This window comes from Pseudomonas promysalinigenes, from assembly GCF_014269025.2.
Classification (GTDB): domain Bacteria; phylum Pseudomonadota; class Gammaproteobacteria; order Pseudomonadales; family Pseudomonadaceae; genus Aquipseudomonas; species Aquipseudomonas promysalinigenes.
In genome coordinates, this window is the sequence record NZ_CP077094.1 from 564,856 (window position 1) to 580,931 (window position 16,076).

A 16,076-nucleotide genomic window follows, 5' to 3' on the forward strand; every position below is an offset into this window, starting at 1 on the left:
CCAAACGCGCGCGCAGGGGCGCCCGGATGGCCCCTGCCTGACGCCTTCTTTCATCCGGACTATGACCGTCGGCTCTGGAGTCGCACCAGATCTGCTGACCCTCGGCATGGCCGAGGCGCTCGCGGGCTTATCTTTCGATTTACCGCCGGTGGGGACTTTCACCCCGCCCTGAAGACCGGCCAAGCATACAGTACTGAGCCGCCCGACAGGCAAGCTGAGCTTCTACGACTTTTGGCAAGCGCCACCCGCGCCGCGCAGTTGTGGAGCAAATACGCGATCAGCCAAGGCCCGCTGAATGGGCTGGCCATTGGTGGCGGTGTTTCGGGAATGAGCTATTTCTACTCTGAAAACGGCGGGGTGCGTATCAATGCGCCGGGCTATGCCGCTGTGGACGCGATGCTGTTGTATCCGGTGAGCTCGACGCTTACGGCGACGTACAACATTAACAACCTGTTCGATCGGGATTACCTGTCGCGGGTGGGGTCGACTTCGACATTCAACTTCTTATGGGCCATCTCGAAGCATGATGGTCGGGGCGCGGTATGACTTCTAAGTTCAGAAAATTCCCGTTGTTTGTAGTCCATTTCTGAATTAGCTTCCTACCGCCTTTGGGCCATTGCGGTGGTGTATCTGGCGGCTTAGTGTGATCCGGTCGTTGCCAAATCAGCGACCGGGTCTGCAAGCCCGATCAGACGCTCAGTACCGCTATCCGAGTTGCATGAAGTCAGCTTCGGTTAATGGTGGCTGCGTGCGGGAGATCTTCGGATCTGCCGGTTCTCGTCTGTCCGGTCTTGCAGACCCGCACGTAGCCGCCACCCATCAAATGCAAGTGATGTCGTGGTGCTCCCTTCTGATACAGACGAGATTACACCATGCTCAAAATTGTCCCCGACCCACCCCACGATATTCATTCCCTTGAAGACACTCTGATCCAAGCCACGGAGTACGCCCTATGCGCGACGACTGTGGTGCATCAGGCATTGCTGCTGCAGCCCAAGTCACCGGCATCGATCCTGATGATGGCCTCGATGCATGAGATTGAAGCGCTGCGGGCTTTGCTCGAATCAGCGTTGATCCAGGTGCAGATGCCCACAGGGCCTCGCACCTTGCACTAAGCCTCAGTTGATGTACCGGCTGCTCGGCGCTCATGGTGGGCACGCCCGGTTCCACAGCTACAGCGCAGGCCTTCGGTCTGAGGCGATCTCTGTGGGGGCGGCCTTGCCCGCGAAGAGGCCAGATCAGGCAAGAGAGATTTAAGGGATATTGAACAGTGACTACAGGCACCGCCCCATGCACTCCCGGCAAGACCATCTTTTACCAAGGTGAGAACCAGACCCACCCATTGTTCCGTATAGAGCCCGGCATCCCGTGCCGCGATGCCCGCGAGCAAGCCTCGGAACTGATGGGCTATGTGCGCGAGCTGACCATCCTCGGTCTGATGGAAGACAAACCGATGATGATCTGGGCCTCGCACTACCTGAGTGCGATGGCAAAGGCGCTGATGGATGATGCGGAACTGGGGATGAGGGACTGAGCGTCGGGCATTAAAAAGCCGGCTTGTGGCCGGCTTCTCGGGGACGCTTCCGACTAATTTATGGTAAGCCGCAACCGCCTTAACTGGATGGCCATCAAGGGCCTGAAAGAGAGGGCAAACGATCGTGTGGAGCGTTGCCAAGCCCTCTGGAACACGGCTTGCACCGGCCGGGGCTGAATGTGCCGCGTAGCATACAAGGGCCGGCGCGGTATGCCCAGCAAAAAATCGGCCCAGTGGCGGTCATTCGGGGCGGCGTTGGCGGTAATGGGACCAATGGAAGACCCAGCCCAGGACTGCGAGCTTCTGCGCTTCACGCTCCAGCGGTGTGTAACGTTCCACCGCGTCACGGGGGTTATGGCTATGCAGGCACAAGCTGTTACGTACGCCGACGCTAAGGCAATTCACCCTGAGCCTGCCATTGTGCAGCAGGGCATAGATCTCGCCATCCACCACCTGTTTGTAGCTCAGGTCGATCGCCAGAATGGCGTCGCGTGGTATCCATGGCGCCATGTTGGCGGCTGGCATGGTCATGCAGATGGCGTTATCCACAGGTACCGCCAATGCGAGCAGGGCTGATGCAGGCATTGCCAGGTAGTGATTGTCCAACGCGGCCAATTGGCCACCGCGCAGCTCATGAAGTGGCAGTTGCACCAATGGGGCCGATGGTTCCGGCATCAGGCCGGGTGTGGTGGTGGGGGTTGTCTGGGGGGAGTAAAGGCGTAGCAGCGAGGGCGGATGCTTGGGGCCTTCGCCAGTCTGCAACCAGCGGCGTTGTACGCAGAACAGTTCGGCGATTTCATCGAGGCGGGCAATGGGGATGCCGCGGATGAACCAGTTATTGATGTGCTGCGACGTCACGCGGCGTTGAGCAGCGAAATCTGCGGGAGTCAGGCCACATTCTCTGAGAAGGGCTTTCAGGCGGTCACCGGATCTGTTCATGGCTCAGAGTGTAGCGGCCTGTTGCCAGTAGCGAAATGAACGCGATGTTGACGCGATAAGTCGGAAAAATCTCCGATGCAGGCCAAAAGCGTAGGATCGTGTAGGATTTTTTACCCACTTGCCAACGGGCAAAAAAAACCTCGCCTGAGCGAGGTTTTTTCAGCACTACGGTATCAGCCTTTGTAGGCGGCGACCGATTTGGTGATCGCAGCGCGGGCGGCGTCGGCGCCTTCCCAGCCTTCGATCTTGACCCACTTGCCCTTCTCCAGGTCTTTGTAGTTCGCGAAGAAGTGCTCGATCTGCTGGATCAGCAGGGCCGGCAGGTCGGTGTATTCCTTGACGTCTACGTACAGCTGGCTCAGCTTGTCGTGAGGCACAGCGATGACCTTGGCGTCGCCGCCGCCGTCGTCGGTCATGTTCAGTACGCCGACCGGGCGGGCGCGGATGACCGAGCCTGGGGCTACTGGGTAAGGAGTGACAACCAGCACGTCCAGCGGATCACCGTCATCGGCCAGGGTGTTCGGAATGAACCCGTAGTTGGCTGGGTAGAACATCGGGGTGGCCATGAAACGGTCGACGAACAGGGTATCGCTGTCCTTGTCGATTTCGTATTTGATCGGCGCGTGGTTGGCCGGGATTTCGATGGCGACGTAGATGTCGTTCGGCAGGTCTTTACCAGCCGGAATCTTGCTGTAGCTCATTGGGCAGTGCCCCCGTGTTTGCTCAAAAAGTGGCGGCGATTATAGGCATATTCCACACCGCCATGCCACGCCTGGCCTGATGTGCGGGCCCATCACCCGTGGTGTTCGCGGTACTCAGGGTGCTCGGCTTGCAACCGGGTCAGGCGGGCCAGTGGATCCTGCCGGTAGAATTGCGACAGTTGCCGATACACCTGTGGATAAGCCTGGTGCAGCAGGTCGGGTGCAGTGAAGAAGTATTCGCTGGTAACGGCAAAGAATTCTGCGGGGTTTTCTGCTGCATAAGGGTCGATGGCCGTTTGTGCATCGGGGTCAGCGTCCAGCTGGCGATTGAGGTCGTCATAGGCCTGCTGCATGGCGGCTGCCCAGTCCTGTACGTGCATATCAGGGTGCAGTGGCGGCAGGCCGTTGGCATCGCCATTGAGCATGTCGAGCTTGTGCGCCAGCTCGTGGATCACCAAGTTGTAGGCTTCCCAGCCACCACTGGCCAGCACACCGGCCCAGGCCAGGATGATTGGCCCCTGCTGCCAGGCTTCACCACTGTGCTCGGCATCCCACACATGCTCCACGCCACTGGCGTCCCGGTGGCGCTGCGGGCTTTTGAAGTCATCGGGGTACAGTACGATTTCGTGAAAGCCCTGATACCAGTTCAGCTCACCCAGATGCAGCAGCGGCAACTGGGCTTGGGCGGCAAGAAACAGGCGTTGTTCATCGTCGAGCTCGACCCCAGGCAGGGTGGTCAAATGCTTGTCGAGCAGGAACAGGATGCAGGCCTCGCGCAGCCACTGGTCTTCGGCCTCGCTGATGCCATCGAGGATCGGCAAGCGATCGCGGATCGCCTGCCATTGCCGTGGTTCGATCGGATAGCGTGCCAGGGTGCGCTTACGCCGCCAGGCGCTGAAAGACCACATGGTTGCTATCAGTGAGCCTTGGCGGTGCGACCCAGGCGGCCACGCAGCAACCCGAGGATCATTGGTACCAGCGAAAGCACGATGATGCCAACCACCATCAGCGACAGGTGCTGTTTGATGAACGGCACATTGCCGAAGAAGTAGCCCAGGGTTACTAGGCCGCCGACCCACAGTAGCGAGCCAGCCACGCTGAAACCCAGGAAACGCGGGTAGTGCATATGCGCGATACCGGCCACGAACGGGGCGAAGGTGCGCAGGATGGGCAGGAAGCGCGCCATGGTCACGGTCTTGCCGCCGTGGCGTTCATAGAAGTCGTGGGTGCGCTGCAGGTAGTCGCGGCGGAAGATCTTCGAATTGGGGTTGCTGAACAGTTTTTCGCCCGTGGTACGGCCGATGATGTAATTGGTGCTGTCGCCCAGAATGGCTGCGGCCATCAGCAGCCCCGCCAGCAGTACCGGGTCCATGCCCCCGCCGGCGGCGACGGCGCCAGCGATGAACAGTAGCGAGTCGCCCGGCAGGAATGGCATCACTACCAGGCCAGTTTCGCAGAAGATGACGGCGAACAGGATGGCGTAGATCCAAGGGCCGTAGTTGGTGACCAGCAGATCGAGGTAGGCATCGAGATGCAGGATTAAGTCCAGCGGGTTGAATTCCATGTACAACACCTGTGTTCTTGACCCGCTTGACGGGCATGCGATGACGGACAATGCCCTGGGCGACGGCATGATGACCTGTCGGCAGGTAATATTTCATACACGACAGGTCGGGGCATTATACGGCGAAGTTGCAAATCTGCCTGTTGAGTTTGTAGCGGGGGGTTACTGCGCGAACCCGCTGCGGTCCTTTCGCGGGTGATCCCGCGAGCAGCTCGGTTACAGGTCAATCCTGACTGATCGGCAACACGTAGCTCTCGAACTCGGTGTCCTTGCGAAAGCCAATGGACTCATAGGTCTTGCGAGCCGCCTCGTTGTTGGCACTGGTCGACACCCGCATGCGCACAGCCTGGGTATCTTTGGCCATTTTCTTGGCCTCGCGCATCAGGTGGTCGGCGACCAGCATGCGCCGAGAGTCCTCGGCAACGAAGATATCGTTGAGTATCCACACGCGTTTGAGCGACAGCGATGAGTAACTCGGGTACAGCTGGCAGAAGCCAAGCAACTTGTTGTCGTCGTCATCCGCCAGCGCAAGATAAATGACCGACTCGTCGCGTTTGATGCGTTTTTCCAGGAACGCACGTGAGCTATCAGGATACGGAAGCTGCCCATAGAACTCGCGGTACCTGACGAACAGTGGAGTCAGCAGATCGAGGTGTTGCAGGGTTGCCTTGATGATGCGCATGTGCGGCCCTCAGAGTCCATTTGGGGAAACAGCGGAATGCCCGCAGCGTTCATGGGGATGCTGCCCCATTGCTGGCCGTCAGTGCAATCGGCCCTGCGTGACAGATTCGTTAACGCTCACCGAGCAGGAAGTTACCCCGCGCCGTAGTTGCGTGTTCGCTGTCGATGCTATGGACCTCGGCTTCATCCTTCAGATTCACTCCGGAAAGCTGGCGCCGGCACGCTTCGCGCATCAGGTATAGCAAGCGGTGGGCTGCCATGCCGTAACTCAGCCCCTCCAGGCGGATATTGGAGATGCAGTTGCGGTAGGCATCTGTCAGGCCGACTTTAGGTCCATAGGTGAAGTAAAGCCCGAGGCTGTCAGGCGAGCTGAGCCCTGGGCGCTCGCCAATGAGCATCACCGTCATGCGCGCGCCGAGCAATTGACCGACTTCGTCGGCCACCGCAACCCGCCCTTGCTGCACCAGCACCACAGGGGCGCTGCTCCAGCCGTCGGCTGCGGCCTGCTCCTCGAAACGCGTTAGAAAGGGCAGGGTGTGGCGGTGTACGGCCAGCGCCGAGAGGCCATCGGCAACCACGATTGCCAAGTCGACGCCGCCTGAATGGGCCATGGCGTGTTGGCGCAGGCGTTCGGCCGATTCATCGTTCAGTCGCCGCCCCAGGTCTGGCCGTTGCAGGTACTGGTGGCGATCGGCGGCGGCGCTGTGCAGCACCAGGCTGTCGCGGCCTCGGTCTTTGAGCTGTTCGCTCAGGGCGGCGTGGTCGAACGGCAGGTGTACCGCGTCGCGGGCTTGAGCGTGGGCGAACTGGAAGTCCAGTTGTGCCCCTGTGGGCAGGCTGGTGCCGCTGCGGCCCAGGGCGATGCGTGCGGGCGTCAGCTCGCGCAGGGCCAGCCAGGGGCTTGGTGGGGTCGTGGAGGGAGTCGGGTCTGCCATGGTTAAACTCCTATGCCAGCTGTGCCAAGGCCTGGCGGAATGCCGGCGGCAGGTTGTCGCCAAACCGCACGCGGCCATCGGCCTGGGTGAAGATACCGGTGCGTTGCAGCCAGGCTTCGAATTCCGGCCCAGGCTTCAGGCCCAAGGTCTGGCGCGCGTACAGCGCGTCGTGAAATGAGGTGGTCTGGTAGTTGAGCATGATGTCGTCAGAGCCTGGGATGCCCATGATGAAGTTGATCCCAGCCACGCCCAGCAGGGTCAGCAGGGTATCCATGTCGTCCTGGTCGGCTTCGGCGTGGTTGGTGTAGCAGATGTCGCAGCCCATCGGCACGCCCAGCAGCTTGCCGCAGAAATGGTCTTCGAGCCCGGCGCGGATGATCTGCTTACCGTTGTAAAGGTATTCGGGCCCGATGAAGCCGACCACGGTGTTGACCAAAAACGGTTTGAAGTGGCGGGCCACGGCGTATGCGCGGGTTTCGCAGGTCTGTTGGTCGACCCCATGGTGAGCGTTGGCCGACAGGGCGCTGCCCTGGCCGGTTTCGAAGTACATGAGGTTCTGCCCCAGGGTGCCGCGTTTGAGCGACAACCCCGCTTCGTACCCTTCCTGCAATACGTTAAGGTTGATGCCAAAGCCGGCGTTGGCCGCCTCGGTGCCGGCAATCGACTGGAACACCAAATCCAGCGGCACCCCTCGGTTGATTGCCTCGATCGAAGTGGTGACGTGGGTGAGCACGCAGGCCTGGGTGGGGATGTCGTAGCGCTGGATGATGGCGTCGAGCATTTCCAACAGGGCGCAGATCGAGGCAATGCTGTCGGTGGCCGGGTTGATGCCGATCATGGCATCGCCGTTGCCGTAGAGCAGGCCGTCAAGGATGCTGGCGGCAATACCTGCCGGCTCGTCGGTCGGGTGGTTGGGCTGCAGGCGCGTCGACAGGCGCCCGCGCAGGCCCATGGTGCCGCGGAACTGGGTGACCACGCGGATTTTCTGCGCTACCAGCACCAGGTCCTGTACGCGCATGATCTTCGATACCGCTGCAGCCATTTCCGGGGTCAGGCCTGGCGCCAACGCACGTAGGCTTTGCTCGTTGGCTTCATCGCTGAGCAGCCAGTCACGTAGGCCACCCACGGTGAGGTGGCTGACGGGGGCAAAAGCCTGGGCGTCGTGGGTGTCGAGTATCAGCCGGGTGATCTCGTCCTGTTCGTAGGGGATCAGCGCCTCGTTGAGAAAATGCGTCAGTGAAATGTTCGCCAAGGCCATTTGCGCGGCCACCCGCTCGCCGTCGTTGGTAGCGGCGACGCCAGCCAGAAAGTCGCCCGAGCGAGCCGGGCTGGCCTTGGCCATCACGTCCTTGAGGCTATCGAAGCGGTAGACCAGGTTGCCTACCGTGTGTACGAAACTTGCCATACAGAATCTCCAGAGCCGCGGGCTTGCCCGCGGCAGGTAGCCGCGATCAGTGCAGTGCCTCTTCGGCCTTTTGGATCGCTGCGAATTCCTCTTCCGGTGTGCCCGCAACCAGGTGGTGGCGGCTGTAGAACGCAAAATAGGCAATCAGTACTGCATAGATCACCGCCGCGCCAATCACCACCCGTGGGTCCACCAGGAAGCCTGCGACCACAGCGATGCAGGCCAGCACCAAGGCCAGGCCCGAGGTGAAGATGCCGCCGGGGGTGCGATAGGGACGTTCCATTTTCGGCCGGCGGATGCGCAGGGTGATGTGCGCAGCCATCATCAGTACATAGGACAGTGTGGCACCGAATACCGCCACCAGGATCAGCAGATCACCCTGGCCGGTTAGCGACAGCGCAAAGCCGATGATGCCCGGAATCACAAGGGCCATTACCGGGGCCTTGCTCTTGTTGGTTTCCGACAGTTTGCGAGGCAGATAGCCGGCACGTGACAAAGCGAAGATCTGCCGCGAATACGCATAGATGATCGAGAAGAAGCTGGCGATCAAGCCGGCCAGGCCGACCAGGTTGACGAAGCTGCCCATCCAGGTGGAGCCGCCATAGGCTTTGGCCAGCGCTTCGACCAGCGGGTTGCCGGAGGCCTTGAGTGCTTCGGAGCCTGCCGCGCCTGGGCCGATCACCAGGATCAGCAGGGCGAAGGCCAGCAACACCAGCATGGCGCCAATCAGGCCTCGAGGCAGGTCGCGCTTGGGGTTCTTGGTTTCTTCGGCAGCCAGTGGCACACCCTCGACGGCAAGGAAGAACCAGATGGCATAGGGGATGGCCGCCCATACGCCGACATAACCGAACGGCAGGAAGCTGCTGGCGCCCACGGCGCCCGTCTGGGCGATGTCGAACAGGTTGGCTGCATCAAAATGGGGCACCATGCTGATCAGGAACACTGCCAGTGCAATGGCGGCAACGGCGGTGATGATGAACATCAGCTTCAGGGCTTCGCCCACGCCGAAGATGTGGATGCCGATGAACACGATGTAAAACGCCAAGTAGATCATCCAACCGCCGATGCCGAACAGCGATTGGCAGTAAGCGCCGATGAACACGGCGATGGCAGCGGGTGCGATGGCGTATTCGATGAGGATCGCCGTGCCGGTCAGAAAGCCACCCCAAGGGCCGAATGCGCTACGGGCAAAGCCATAGCCACCGCCTGCGGTGGGGATCATCGAGGACAGTTCGGCCAACGAGAAACACATGCACAGGTACATGGTGGCCATCAGCAATGTGGCGAGGAACATACCGCCCCAACCGCCCTGGGCGAGGCCGAAGTTCCAGCCGGCATAGTCGCCGGAAATCACATAGGCAACGCCCAGGCCTACCAGCAGTACCCAGCCGGCGGCGCCTTTTTTCAGTTCACGTTGCTGGAAATAGTCTGACCCGACCTTCTCGAAGTCGACGGAAGACCCTGCCGGCACACCGGCGGATTGATCGCTTGGCATAGTTTCACCTGTTTTTTTTCTTGGTGGCCCGAAGGTGTCCGAGCCGATGGTGATGGGTACTGCAGGAAGCGAGCCAGAGCGGTCGAGGCCGCCATTTCGGCGGCCCCTCTGCTCGATTTTAGAAGAAGCCCAGCGGGTTGATGTCATAGCTCACCAGCAGGTTCTTGGTCTGCTGGTAGTGGTCGAGCATCATCTTGTGGGTTTCACGGCCGACACCGGATTTTTTGTAACCACCGAACGCGGCGTGCGCCGGGTACAGGTGATAGCAGTTGGTCCATACGCGGCCAGCCTTGATGCCGCGGCCCATGCGGTAGGCCCGGTTGATATCGCGGGTCCATACGCCAGCACCGAGGCCGAATTCGGTGTCGTTGGCAATTGCCAGGGCTTCGGCTTCGTCTTTGAAGGTGGTGACGCTGACCACCGGGCCGAAGATTTCTTCCTGGAACACGCGCATCCGGTTGTTGCCTTTGAGCAAGGTCGGCTGGATGTAGTAACCGGTGGCCAGCGAGCCTTCGAGTTTTTCCACCTTGCCGCCAGTGAGCAGCTCGGCGCCTTCCTGCTGGGCGATGTCGAGGTACGAGAGGATTTTCTCGAACTGCTGCTGCGAAGCCTGGGCGCCGACCATGGTGTCGGTGTCCAGTGGGTCGCCGCGCTTGATCTGCAGCACCTTTTTCATCACCACTTCCATGAACTGCGGGTAGATCGACTCCTGCACCAGCGCCCGCGATGGGCAGGTGCACACCTCGCCTTGGTTGAAGAACGCCAGCACCATGCCCTCGGCGGCTTTGTCGATGAAGCTGGGTTCGGCCTGCATGATGTCTTCGAAATACACGTTGGGCGATTTGCCGCCCAGTTCGACGGTGGATGGGATGATGTTTTCGGCAGCGCATTTCATGATGTGCGAGCCGACCGGCGTGGAGCCTGTGAATGCGATCTTGGCGATGCGTTTGCTGGTGGCCAGCGCTTCACCGGCCTCGCGGCCATAGCCCTGCACCACATTGAGCACGCCCTTGGGCAGCAGGTCACCAATCAGCTCGACCAGTACGGTGATGCCCAGCGGCGTCTGCTCGGCCGGTTTGAGCACCACGCAGTTGCCGGCGGCCAGTGCCGGCGCAAGCTTCCAGGCGGCCATCAGGATCGGGAAGTTCCACGGGATGATCTGCCCGACCACGCCCAGTGGCTCGTGAATATGGTAGGCCACGGTGCTTTCGTTGATTTCGGCAGCGCCGCCTTCCTGGGCACGAATGCAGCCGGCGAAGTAGCGGAAGTGGTCCACCGCCAGCGGGATATCGGCATTGAGGGTTTCGCGGATGGGCTTGCCGTTGTCCCAGGTTTCGGTAATGGCCAGGGCTTCCAGGTTCTGTTCGATACGGTCGGCGATTTTCAGCAGAACATTGGAGCGGTCCTGCACCGACGTGCGGCCCCAGGCGTCGGCGGCGGCATGGGCGGCATCCAGCGCTTTATCGATGTCTTCGGCAGTGGAGCGAGGGAATTCTGCGATTGGCTGGCCATTGACCGGGGAAGTATTGGTGAAGTACTCACCCTTTACCGGAGGAACGAACTCACCACCGATGAAGTTGCCGTAGCGGCTCTTGAAGGAAATCTTCGCGCCTTCGGTACCGGGATGTGCGTAACGCATGGTGTGTCTCCTGGCTGTTATGTTTGTTGAGGAGTTGAAAAGCGTAGAGCAAAGGTTGGGCCAGTGTGGTCCGTGCCTGTGTAATCAATGACTTGGATCATGCTCTGGCCCTGCGCCGCAGTACGCTGTACCAGGCTTGGCACGCCCTGGCGTGACACTTTGTGCCGTTTGCGACACGTTGTGGGCAGGCACGTTGCAAAGCCTGCGCGGGTGGAGGATGCTGGGGTGAGTCTCTATCTGCGGAGAACAACAACAAATGCAGAGCAATGCATTCAGCCTTCATGCCCAGCAGGTGCATACCGTTGCCCGTGGCGAAGCAGGCAGTGACCCCTCCATTGCGCGCTCATGGCTGCGTTGCCTGGAGGACTATCACCTCGACCCGTCGGTGATCGAGGCGCCGGTGGTGCTCGAACATGGCCGCCTGCTCGAGAGCCGCGAACGCATGCGTCAGGTACTGAGCATCGCCGGCAGCGAGATGAACAGCCTGCATCAGCAGCTGTCCGGCGCCGGCCACGCGGTGTTGTTGACCGATGCCCGCGGGGTGATCCTCAACTGTGTCACAGCGCCTGGCGAACGCCGCGATTTCGAACGCGCAGGGCTGTGGCTTGGCGCAGATTGGAGCGAGGCGCGCGAAGGCACCAACGGCATCGGCACCTGCCTGGTCGAGCGCCAGGCCTTGACCATTCACCAGAATGAACACTTTCGCGGCCGCCACACCGGGCTGACCTGTTCGGCGAGCCCGGTCTTCGACCCTCACGGCGAGTTGCTGGCGGTGCTCGATGTGTCTTCGGCGCGGCCGGATGTATCGCGCCAAAGCCAATTTCACACCATGGCGCTGGTCAACCTTTCGGCGAAGATGATCGAGAGCTGTTACTTCCTGCGCCATTTCGAGCAGCAGTGGTTGCTGCGCTTTCACCTGCAGGCCGAGTCGGTCGGCCAGTTCAGCGAAGGGCTGCTGGCATTGGACGGTGATGGCCGCATCTGCGCGGCCAATCAAAGTGCCTTGAATTTGCTGGGCAGCGTGCGCGGCGGTTTACTGGGCAAAGGGCTGGACAGGTTTTTCGCATGCAGCCACGACGAGCTGTTCAGCCGTGCCACACCCGGTGCCAGTACTGTCTGGCCGTTGCAGACCCGTGACGGGCGGCAGGTGTTCGCGAGCTTGCGCGGTCAACCCCGTGCGCCGCAGTGGGCGGTGCCGGCCAGCTTGCCCGAGCCCAGGCCCGCCGCGCAGCCGGCTATCTGCCTGCTGGACCCGGCCTTGCAAAACGACTTTCAGCGCGCAGTACGGGTGTTCGAACGCGATGTGCCGCTGCTGCTGCGCGGCGAAACAGGTTGCGGTAAGGAGGCTTTCGCCCAGGCGGTGCACCAGGCCAGTCAGCGTCGTAGCAAGCCGTTCGTGGCGGTTAACTGTGCGTCGATCCCTGAGAGCTTGATCGAGAGTGAGCTGTTCGGTTATCGCGGTGGCAGCTTCACTGGGGCGCGCAAGGAGGGCATGCGTGGCAAGTTGTTGCAGGCCGATGGCGGCACGTTGTTGCTGGACGAAATCGGCGACATGCCCCTTGCCTTGCAAACCCGCTTGTTACGGGTGCTGGAAGAACGCCAGGTGGTACCGATCGGCGGCGAGCCGCACGCTGTGGATGTGCGCATCATCAGCGCCACCCACCGTGATTTGCTGGAGCGGGTAGCGCAGGGCAGTTTTCGCGAAGACCTTTATTACCGGCTCAATGGGCTGGAATTAACCCTGCCTGCAGTGCGTGAGCGTACTGACAAGGAGGCGTTGCTGGATGTGCTGCTACGCCAGGAGGCGCACGGGCAGGTAGTGAACCTGGCAGCCGATGCCCGTCGGGCCCTGCTGGACTTCGCTTGGCCGGGGAATGTGCGGCAGTTGCGCAATGTACTGCGAACCTTGGTCGCGCTGTGTGACGGCAGCTGTGTCAGGTTCTCGGACCTGCCTGCCATCATTCGTGCCAATCAGGCCACTGAAAAAGCGGCCTTTCCTTGCGAAACGCCCCGGTCGGGGTATCGATCCACAGGTAGTGGCACCGAGGTGCTGCAGGACGCTGAGCGTGAAGCCCTTATAGCTACCTTGGAGGCAAAGCACTGGCACCTGACCCGGGTCGCCGAGCACCTGGGCATCAGCCGCAACACCTTGTATCGAAAACTGCGCAAGCACGGCATCAACCGGGGCGCCTGAGCAAAACACCGGGTGCGAATTCTCGCGCCCTGGGCTACCCTGCCTCGATGTTTTGCGAGGTCGACCATGCATATTCACATTCTCGGTATTTGCGGCACTTTCATGGGTTCGCTGGCGGTGCTGGCCAAAGAGCTCGGCCACCGTGTCACCGGCTCTGACGCCAACGTCTATCCGCCCATGAGCACCCAGCTCCAGGCCCAGGGGATCGAGCTGACCCAGGGCTATGACCCCGCTCAGCTGGACCCGGCGCCAGATCTGGTGGTCATTGGCAACGCCATGTCTCGGGGCAACCCGGCAGTTGAGTATGTACTGAACAAGGGCTTGCCCTATGTGTCCGGCCCGCAGTGGCTGGCCGACCATGTGCTGCAGGGCCGCTGGGTGCTGGCTGTAGCGGGCACTCACGGCAAGACCACCACCAGCAGCATGCTGGCCTGGGTGTTGGAGCATGCCGGCATGAACCCAGGCTTTTTGATCGGCGGTGTGCCGCAAAACTTCTCGGTGTCGGCGCGCCTGGGCGACACGCCATTTTTCGTGGTCGAAGCCGATGAATACGACAGTGCCTTCTTCGACAAGCGCTCGAAGTTCGTGCATTACCACCCGCGTACCGCAATCCTCAACAACCTTGAGTTCGATCACGCTGATATCTTCCCGGATCTTGCGTCCATCGAGCGACAGTTCCACCATCTGGTGCGTACCATTCCCAGCGAAGGTCTGGTCATTCACCCCACCACCGAGCAGGCCCTGGAGCGGGTGATCGGCATGGGCTGCTGGACGCCTGTGCAAACCACCGGGGAAGGGGGGCAATGGCAGGCTCGCCTGCTCAGTGCAGACGGTTCGCGTTTCGAGGTGCTGTTCGACGGTCAAGTCCAGGGTGTAGTGGACTGGGCGCTGACCGGCCAGCACAACGTCGCCAACGCCCTGGCCACGCTGGCCGCCGCTCGCCACGTAGGGGTCGCGCCAGCGCTGGGCATCGACGGGCTGAGTGCCTTCAAAAGCGTCAAGCGGCGCATGGAGCTGGTTGCGCAAGTGCAGGGCGTGACCATCTACGACGATTTCGCCCATCACCCAACTGCCATTGCCACCACCCTCGACGGCCTGCGCAAGCGCGTCGGCGAGGCACCTGTTATCGCCATCATCGAGCCGCGCTCCAACTCCATGAAACTGGGCGCGCACCGTGACGGCCTGCCAGAGAGTGTCAACGATGCCGACCAGGTGATTTGGTACGCGCCGGCCAATCTGGGTTGGGACCTGGCCGGCACCGCAGCGCAGTGCAAGGTGCCAAGTGTGGTCGCCGACAGCCTCGAGGCGATCATCGAGCGGGTCAAGGGCCAGGCCCGCCCAGGCACCCATGTAGTAATCATGAGCAATGGCGGTTTCGGTGGTCTGCACGGCAAACTGGCCGAGGCGCTGAAGTGAGCGGGCCGGAACGCATCACCTTGGCCATGACCGGGGCCTCGGGGGCGCAGTATGGTCTGCGCCTGCTCGATTGCCTGGTGCGCGAAGACCGGGAGGTGCACTTTCTCATCTCCAAAGCCGCGCAACTGGTAATGGCCACCGAAACCGACGTTTTGCTGCCAGCCAAGCCACAGGCCATGCAGGCGTTTCTGACCGAGTACACGGGTGCTGCCGATGGGCAGATCCGCGTTTACGGCAAGGAGGACTGGATGGCGCCGGTGGCTTCGGGTTCGGGCGCGCCGGCAGCGATGGTGGTGGTGCCGTGCTCTACCGGCACGTTGTCGGCAATCGCCACCGGGGCCTGCAACAACCTGATCGAACGTGCCGCGGACGTTACGCTCAAGGAGCGTCGACAGTTGATCCTCGTGCCGCGCGAGGCGCCGTTCTCGACCATTCACTTGGAAAACATGCTCAAGTTGTCACAGATGGGCGCTGTTATTTTGCCGGCAGCGCCGGGTTTCTATCACCAGCCGCAGACCATCGATGACCTGGTCGACTTTGTGGTGGCGCGCATTCTCAACTTGCTGAGCATCCCGCAGGACATGCTGCCGCGCTGGGGTGAGCATCATTTCGGGGCTGATGATTGAGGCGCTTGGTAGTGGCGGCGTTGGCGGTCGGTTTGCTTGGGGGCTGCGCCACGGTGCGCACGCTCAATGCCAACAAGCCTGGAGCTCCGTTGGTTTATGCCGGCACCCGACTGGACCTGTATGTCATCAACGGCGGTTGCTGCCCCAAGGACCGCTTCGGGGCCGATGCTCCAGGTTATCCACAGCTCGATCTGCCCGGCAGCATGTTGCTGGATACACTGTTCCTGCCGCTGTCATTGCTGACAGCGGCAGGGGTGGGGGTTCAGGCTACAGGGGGGTTGTAGGCTATTGCTTGCCTAGCTTGCGCAGTTCGTCGGACTCCACAATCCGGATACCGTCTTCTTCTTCCAGCGCCAGGCGCCAGAGGGCTCGCGCCAACGTGCAGGCTTCGATGCCGCGATATTTACCTGGCATCAGCCTGGCGAAGGGTGACGCCAGTCGCTCGCCCAGCCGAGGTTGTATCCGTTCGCCCAACAACAGCGACGGGCGCGCGATGGTCAATTGGGGCCAGTCCTGCGCTTTGAGCGCTTCTTCCATTTCGCCCTTGACCCGGTTGTAGAACACAGAGGATTTAGGGTCTGCCCCAAGCGCACTGACCACCAGCAGATGCCGCGCACCCATCTCCCGGGCGCGCTTGCTGAACGCCACCACCATGTCCAGGTCCACCGCGCGAAATGCCTGTTCTGAGCCTGCCTGCTTCAGGGTGGTGCCCAGGCAGCAATAAGCAATATCGACACGGCCGCCCAGTTGCGGAAGAAAAACCGCTGGATCACCTACTGGGTTTTCAAGGTGCGGGTGCTCGGCCAACGGCCGGCGGGTCGGGGCCAAAACGCGGCTGATGGTGGGCTCGTTGAGCAGGCGGTCGAGCAGATGCTCACCGGTGAGGCCGGTGGCTCCGGCAAGCAGGACATGCTGAGGCGTCAAATACATGATGTCTCTCCCTTGTT

At 61.3% G+C, this 16,076-nt stretch carries 16 protein-coding genes, 1 pseudogene and 1 riboswitch; of the genes and pseudogenes, 7 read left to right on the forward strand and 10 right to left on the reverse strand.

Going from position 1 to position 16,076, the window contains the following annotated elements; all coding sequences use genetic code 11:
- Positions 1 to 38 precede the first annotated feature (38 nt).
- Positions 39 to 180, reverse strand: a riboswitch (FMN riboswitch).
- Between the two features lie 72 nt (positions 181 to 252).
- From HU725_RS02660 to HU725_RS02670, 3 genes and pseudogenes are all read left to right on the forward strand, one after another.
- Positions 253 to 553, forward strand: a pseudogene (locus tag HU725_RS02660) (TonB-dependent siderophore receptor); the annotation flags it as partial.
- A 319-nt stretch (positions 554 to 872) separates the two neighbouring features.
- Positions 873 to 1,115, forward strand: coding sequence for a hypothetical protein (locus HU725_RS02665; protein ID WP_060478945.1), 243 nt, complete (start codon positions 873 to 875; stop codon positions 1,113 to 1,115).
- A 155-nt stretch (positions 1,116 to 1,270) separates the two neighbouring features.
- The gene (locus HU725_RS02670; protein WP_186478748.1) at positions 1,271 to 1,534 is read left to right on the forward strand and encodes a DUF3077 domain-containing protein; all 264 of its coding nucleotides are present in this window, start codon (positions 1,271 to 1,273) and stop codon (positions 1,532 to 1,534) included.
- 240 nt (positions 1,535 to 1,774) lie between these two features.
- Here the strand turns inward: HU725_RS02670 and HU725_RS02675 are convergent, their stop codons facing one another.
- The 9 genes from HU725_RS02675 to exaC all read right to left on the reverse strand — a co-directional run bounded on the left by HU725_RS02675 (position 1,775) and on the right by exaC (position 10,893).
- Positions 1,775 to 2,473, reverse strand: a complete 699-nt coding sequence (locus HU725_RS02675; RefSeq protein WP_186478749.1) for a LexA family transcriptional regulator — start codon at positions 2,471 to 2,473, stop codon at positions 1,775 to 1,777.
- 173 nt (positions 2,474 to 2,646) lie between these two features.
- Entirely contained in the window at positions 2,647 to 3,174 is a 528-nt protein-coding gene (gene ppa, locus HU725_RS02680) for an inorganic diphosphatase (protein ID WP_003255365.1), read from the reverse strand.
- Positions 3,175 to 3,266: 92 nt separating this feature from the next.
- Positions 3,267 to 4,082: a M90 family metallopeptidase gene (locus HU725_RS02685; RefSeq protein ID WP_186478750.1), complete on the reverse strand. Its 816-nt coding sequence runs from the start codon at positions 4,080 to 4,082 to the stop codon at positions 3,267 to 3,269.
- An 8-nt stretch (positions 4,083 to 4,090) separates the two neighbouring features.
- Positions 4,091 to 4,738: a DedA family protein gene (locus tag HU725_RS02690; protein WP_060479237.1), complete on the reverse strand. Its 648-nt coding sequence runs from the start codon at positions 4,736 to 4,738 to the stop codon at positions 4,091 to 4,093.
- Positions 4,739 to 4,961: 223 nt separating this feature from the next.
- Entirely contained in the window at positions 4,962 to 5,420 is a 459-nt protein-coding gene (locus HU725_RS02695) for a GNAT family N-acetyltransferase (protein WP_186478751.1), read from the reverse strand.
- A 109-nt stretch (positions 5,421 to 5,529) separates the two neighbouring features.
- On the reverse strand, positions 5,530 to 6,354 hold the full coding sequence (gene eutC, locus HU725_RS02700; RefSeq protein WP_186478752.1) for an ethanolamine ammonia-lyase subunit EutC: 825 nt from the start codon (positions 6,352 to 6,354) through the stop codon (positions 5,530 to 5,532).
- A gap of 10 nt (positions 6,355 to 6,364) precedes the next feature.
- Complete coding sequence (locus HU725_RS02705) at positions 6,365 to 7,759, reverse strand: ethanolamine ammonia-lyase subunit EutB (protein WP_186478753.1); 1,395 nt, start codon at positions 7,757 to 7,759, stop codon at positions 6,365 to 6,367.
- 46 nt (positions 7,760 to 7,805) lie between these two features.
- Positions 7,806 to 9,254 (reverse strand): ethanolamine permease, encoded by a 1,449-nt coding sequence (gene eat / locus HU725_RS02710; protein WP_060479232.1) that lies wholly within the window; start codon positions 9,252 to 9,254, stop codon positions 7,806 to 7,808.
- A 118-nt stretch (positions 9,255 to 9,372) separates the two neighbouring features.
- Positions 9,373 to 10,893: an acetaldehyde dehydrogenase ExaC gene (exaC, locus tag HU725_RS02715; protein WP_186478754.1), complete on the reverse strand. Its 1,521-nt coding sequence runs from the start codon at positions 10,891 to 10,893 to the stop codon at positions 9,373 to 9,375.
- A 256-nt stretch (positions 10,894 to 11,149) separates the two neighbouring features.
- Between exaC and HU725_RS02720 the strand changes: the two genes are divergently transcribed.
- The 4 genes from HU725_RS02720 (at position 11,150) to HU725_RS02735 (ending at position 15,413) form a co-directional block, all read left to right on the forward strand.
- Positions 11,150 to 13,087 carry a sigma-54-dependent Fis family transcriptional regulator gene (locus HU725_RS02720; protein WP_186478755.1) on the forward strand — a complete coding sequence of 646 codons (1,938 nt, stop codon included), beginning with the start codon at positions 11,150 to 11,152 and terminating at the stop codon, positions 13,085 to 13,087.
- A 66-nt stretch (positions 13,088 to 13,153) separates the two neighbouring features.
- Positions 13,154 to 14,503 (forward strand): UDP-N-acetylmuramate:L-alanyl-gamma-D-glutamyl-meso-diaminopimelate ligase, encoded by a 1,350-nt coding sequence (gene mpl / locus HU725_RS02725; protein WP_186478756.1) that lies wholly within the window; start codon positions 13,154 to 13,156, stop codon positions 14,501 to 14,503.
- Complete coding sequence (ubiX, locus tag HU725_RS02730) at positions 14,500 to 15,129, forward strand: flavin prenyltransferase UbiX (RefSeq protein WP_060479228.1); 630 nt, start codon at positions 14,500 to 14,502, stop codon at positions 15,127 to 15,129. The genes mpl and ubiX overlap by 4 nt, the downstream gene beginning before the upstream one ends.
- Positions 15,126 to 15,413: a YceK/YidQ family lipoprotein gene (locus HU725_RS02735; protein ID WP_060479227.1), complete on the forward strand. Its 288-nt coding sequence runs from the start codon at positions 15,126 to 15,128 to the stop codon at positions 15,411 to 15,413. The genes ubiX and HU725_RS02735 overlap by 4 nt, the downstream gene beginning before the upstream one ends.
- A 1-nt stretch (position 15,414) precedes the next feature.
- Here the strand turns inward: HU725_RS02735 and HU725_RS02740 are convergent, their stop codons facing one another.
- Positions 15,415 to 16,059, reverse strand: coding sequence for an oxidoreductase (locus HU725_RS02740; protein ID WP_186478757.1), 645 nt, complete (start codon positions 16,057 to 16,059; stop codon positions 15,415 to 15,417).
- Positions 16,060 to 16,076 lie beyond the last annotated feature (17 nt).

Bases quoted from the DNA above. Each gene is read 5' to 3' on its own strand.
- HU725_RS02675 (WP_186478749.1), bottom strand. From the start codon at position 2,473: ATGAACAGATCCGGTGACCGCCTGAAAGCCCTTCTCAGAGAATGTGGC.
- exaC (WP_186478754.1), bottom strand. From the start codon at position 10,893: ATGCGTTACGCACATCCCGGTACCGAAGGCGCGAAGATTTCCTTCAAG.
- HU725_RS02740 (WP_186478757.1), bottom strand. From the start codon at position 16,059: ATGTATTTGACGCCTCAGCATGTCCTGCTTGCCGGAGCCACCGGCCTC.
- HU725_RS02705 (WP_186478753.1), bottom strand. From the start codon at position 7,759: ATGGCAAGTTTCGTACACACGGTAGGCAACCTGGTCTACCGCTTCGAT.
- HU725_RS02720 (WP_186478755.1), top strand. From the start codon at position 11,150: ATGCAGAGCAATGCATTCAGCCTTCATGCCCAGCAGGTGCATACCGTT.
- HU725_RS02690 (WP_060479237.1), bottom strand. From the start codon at position 4,738: ATGGAATTCAACCCGCTGGACTTAATCCTGCATCTCGATGCCTACCTC.
- eat (WP_060479232.1), bottom strand. From the start codon at position 9,254: ATGCCAAGCGATCAATCCGCCGGTGTGCCGGCAGGGTCTTCCGTCGAC.
- ppa (WP_003255365.1), bottom strand. From the start codon at position 3,174: ATGAGCTACAGCAAGATTCCGGCTGGTAAAGACCTGCCGAACGACATC.
- HU725_RS02665 (WP_060478945.1), top strand. From the start codon at position 873: ATGCTCAAAATTGTCCCCGACCCACCCCACGATATTCATTCCCTTGAA.
- HU725_RS02685 (WP_186478750.1), bottom strand. From the start codon at position 4,082: ATGTGGTCTTTCAGCGCCTGGCGGCGTAAGCGCACCCTGGCACGCTAT.
- HU725_RS02695 (WP_186478751.1), bottom strand. From the start codon at position 5,420: ATGCGCATCATCAAGGCAACCCTGCAACACCTCGATCTGCTGACTCCA.
- eutC (WP_186478752.1), bottom strand. From the start codon at position 6,354: ATGGCAGACCCGACTCCCTCCACGACCCCACCAAGCCCCTGGCTGGCC.
- mpl (WP_186478756.1), top strand. From the start codon at position 13,154: ATGCATATTCACATTCTCGGTATTTGCGGCACTTTCATGGGTTCGCTG.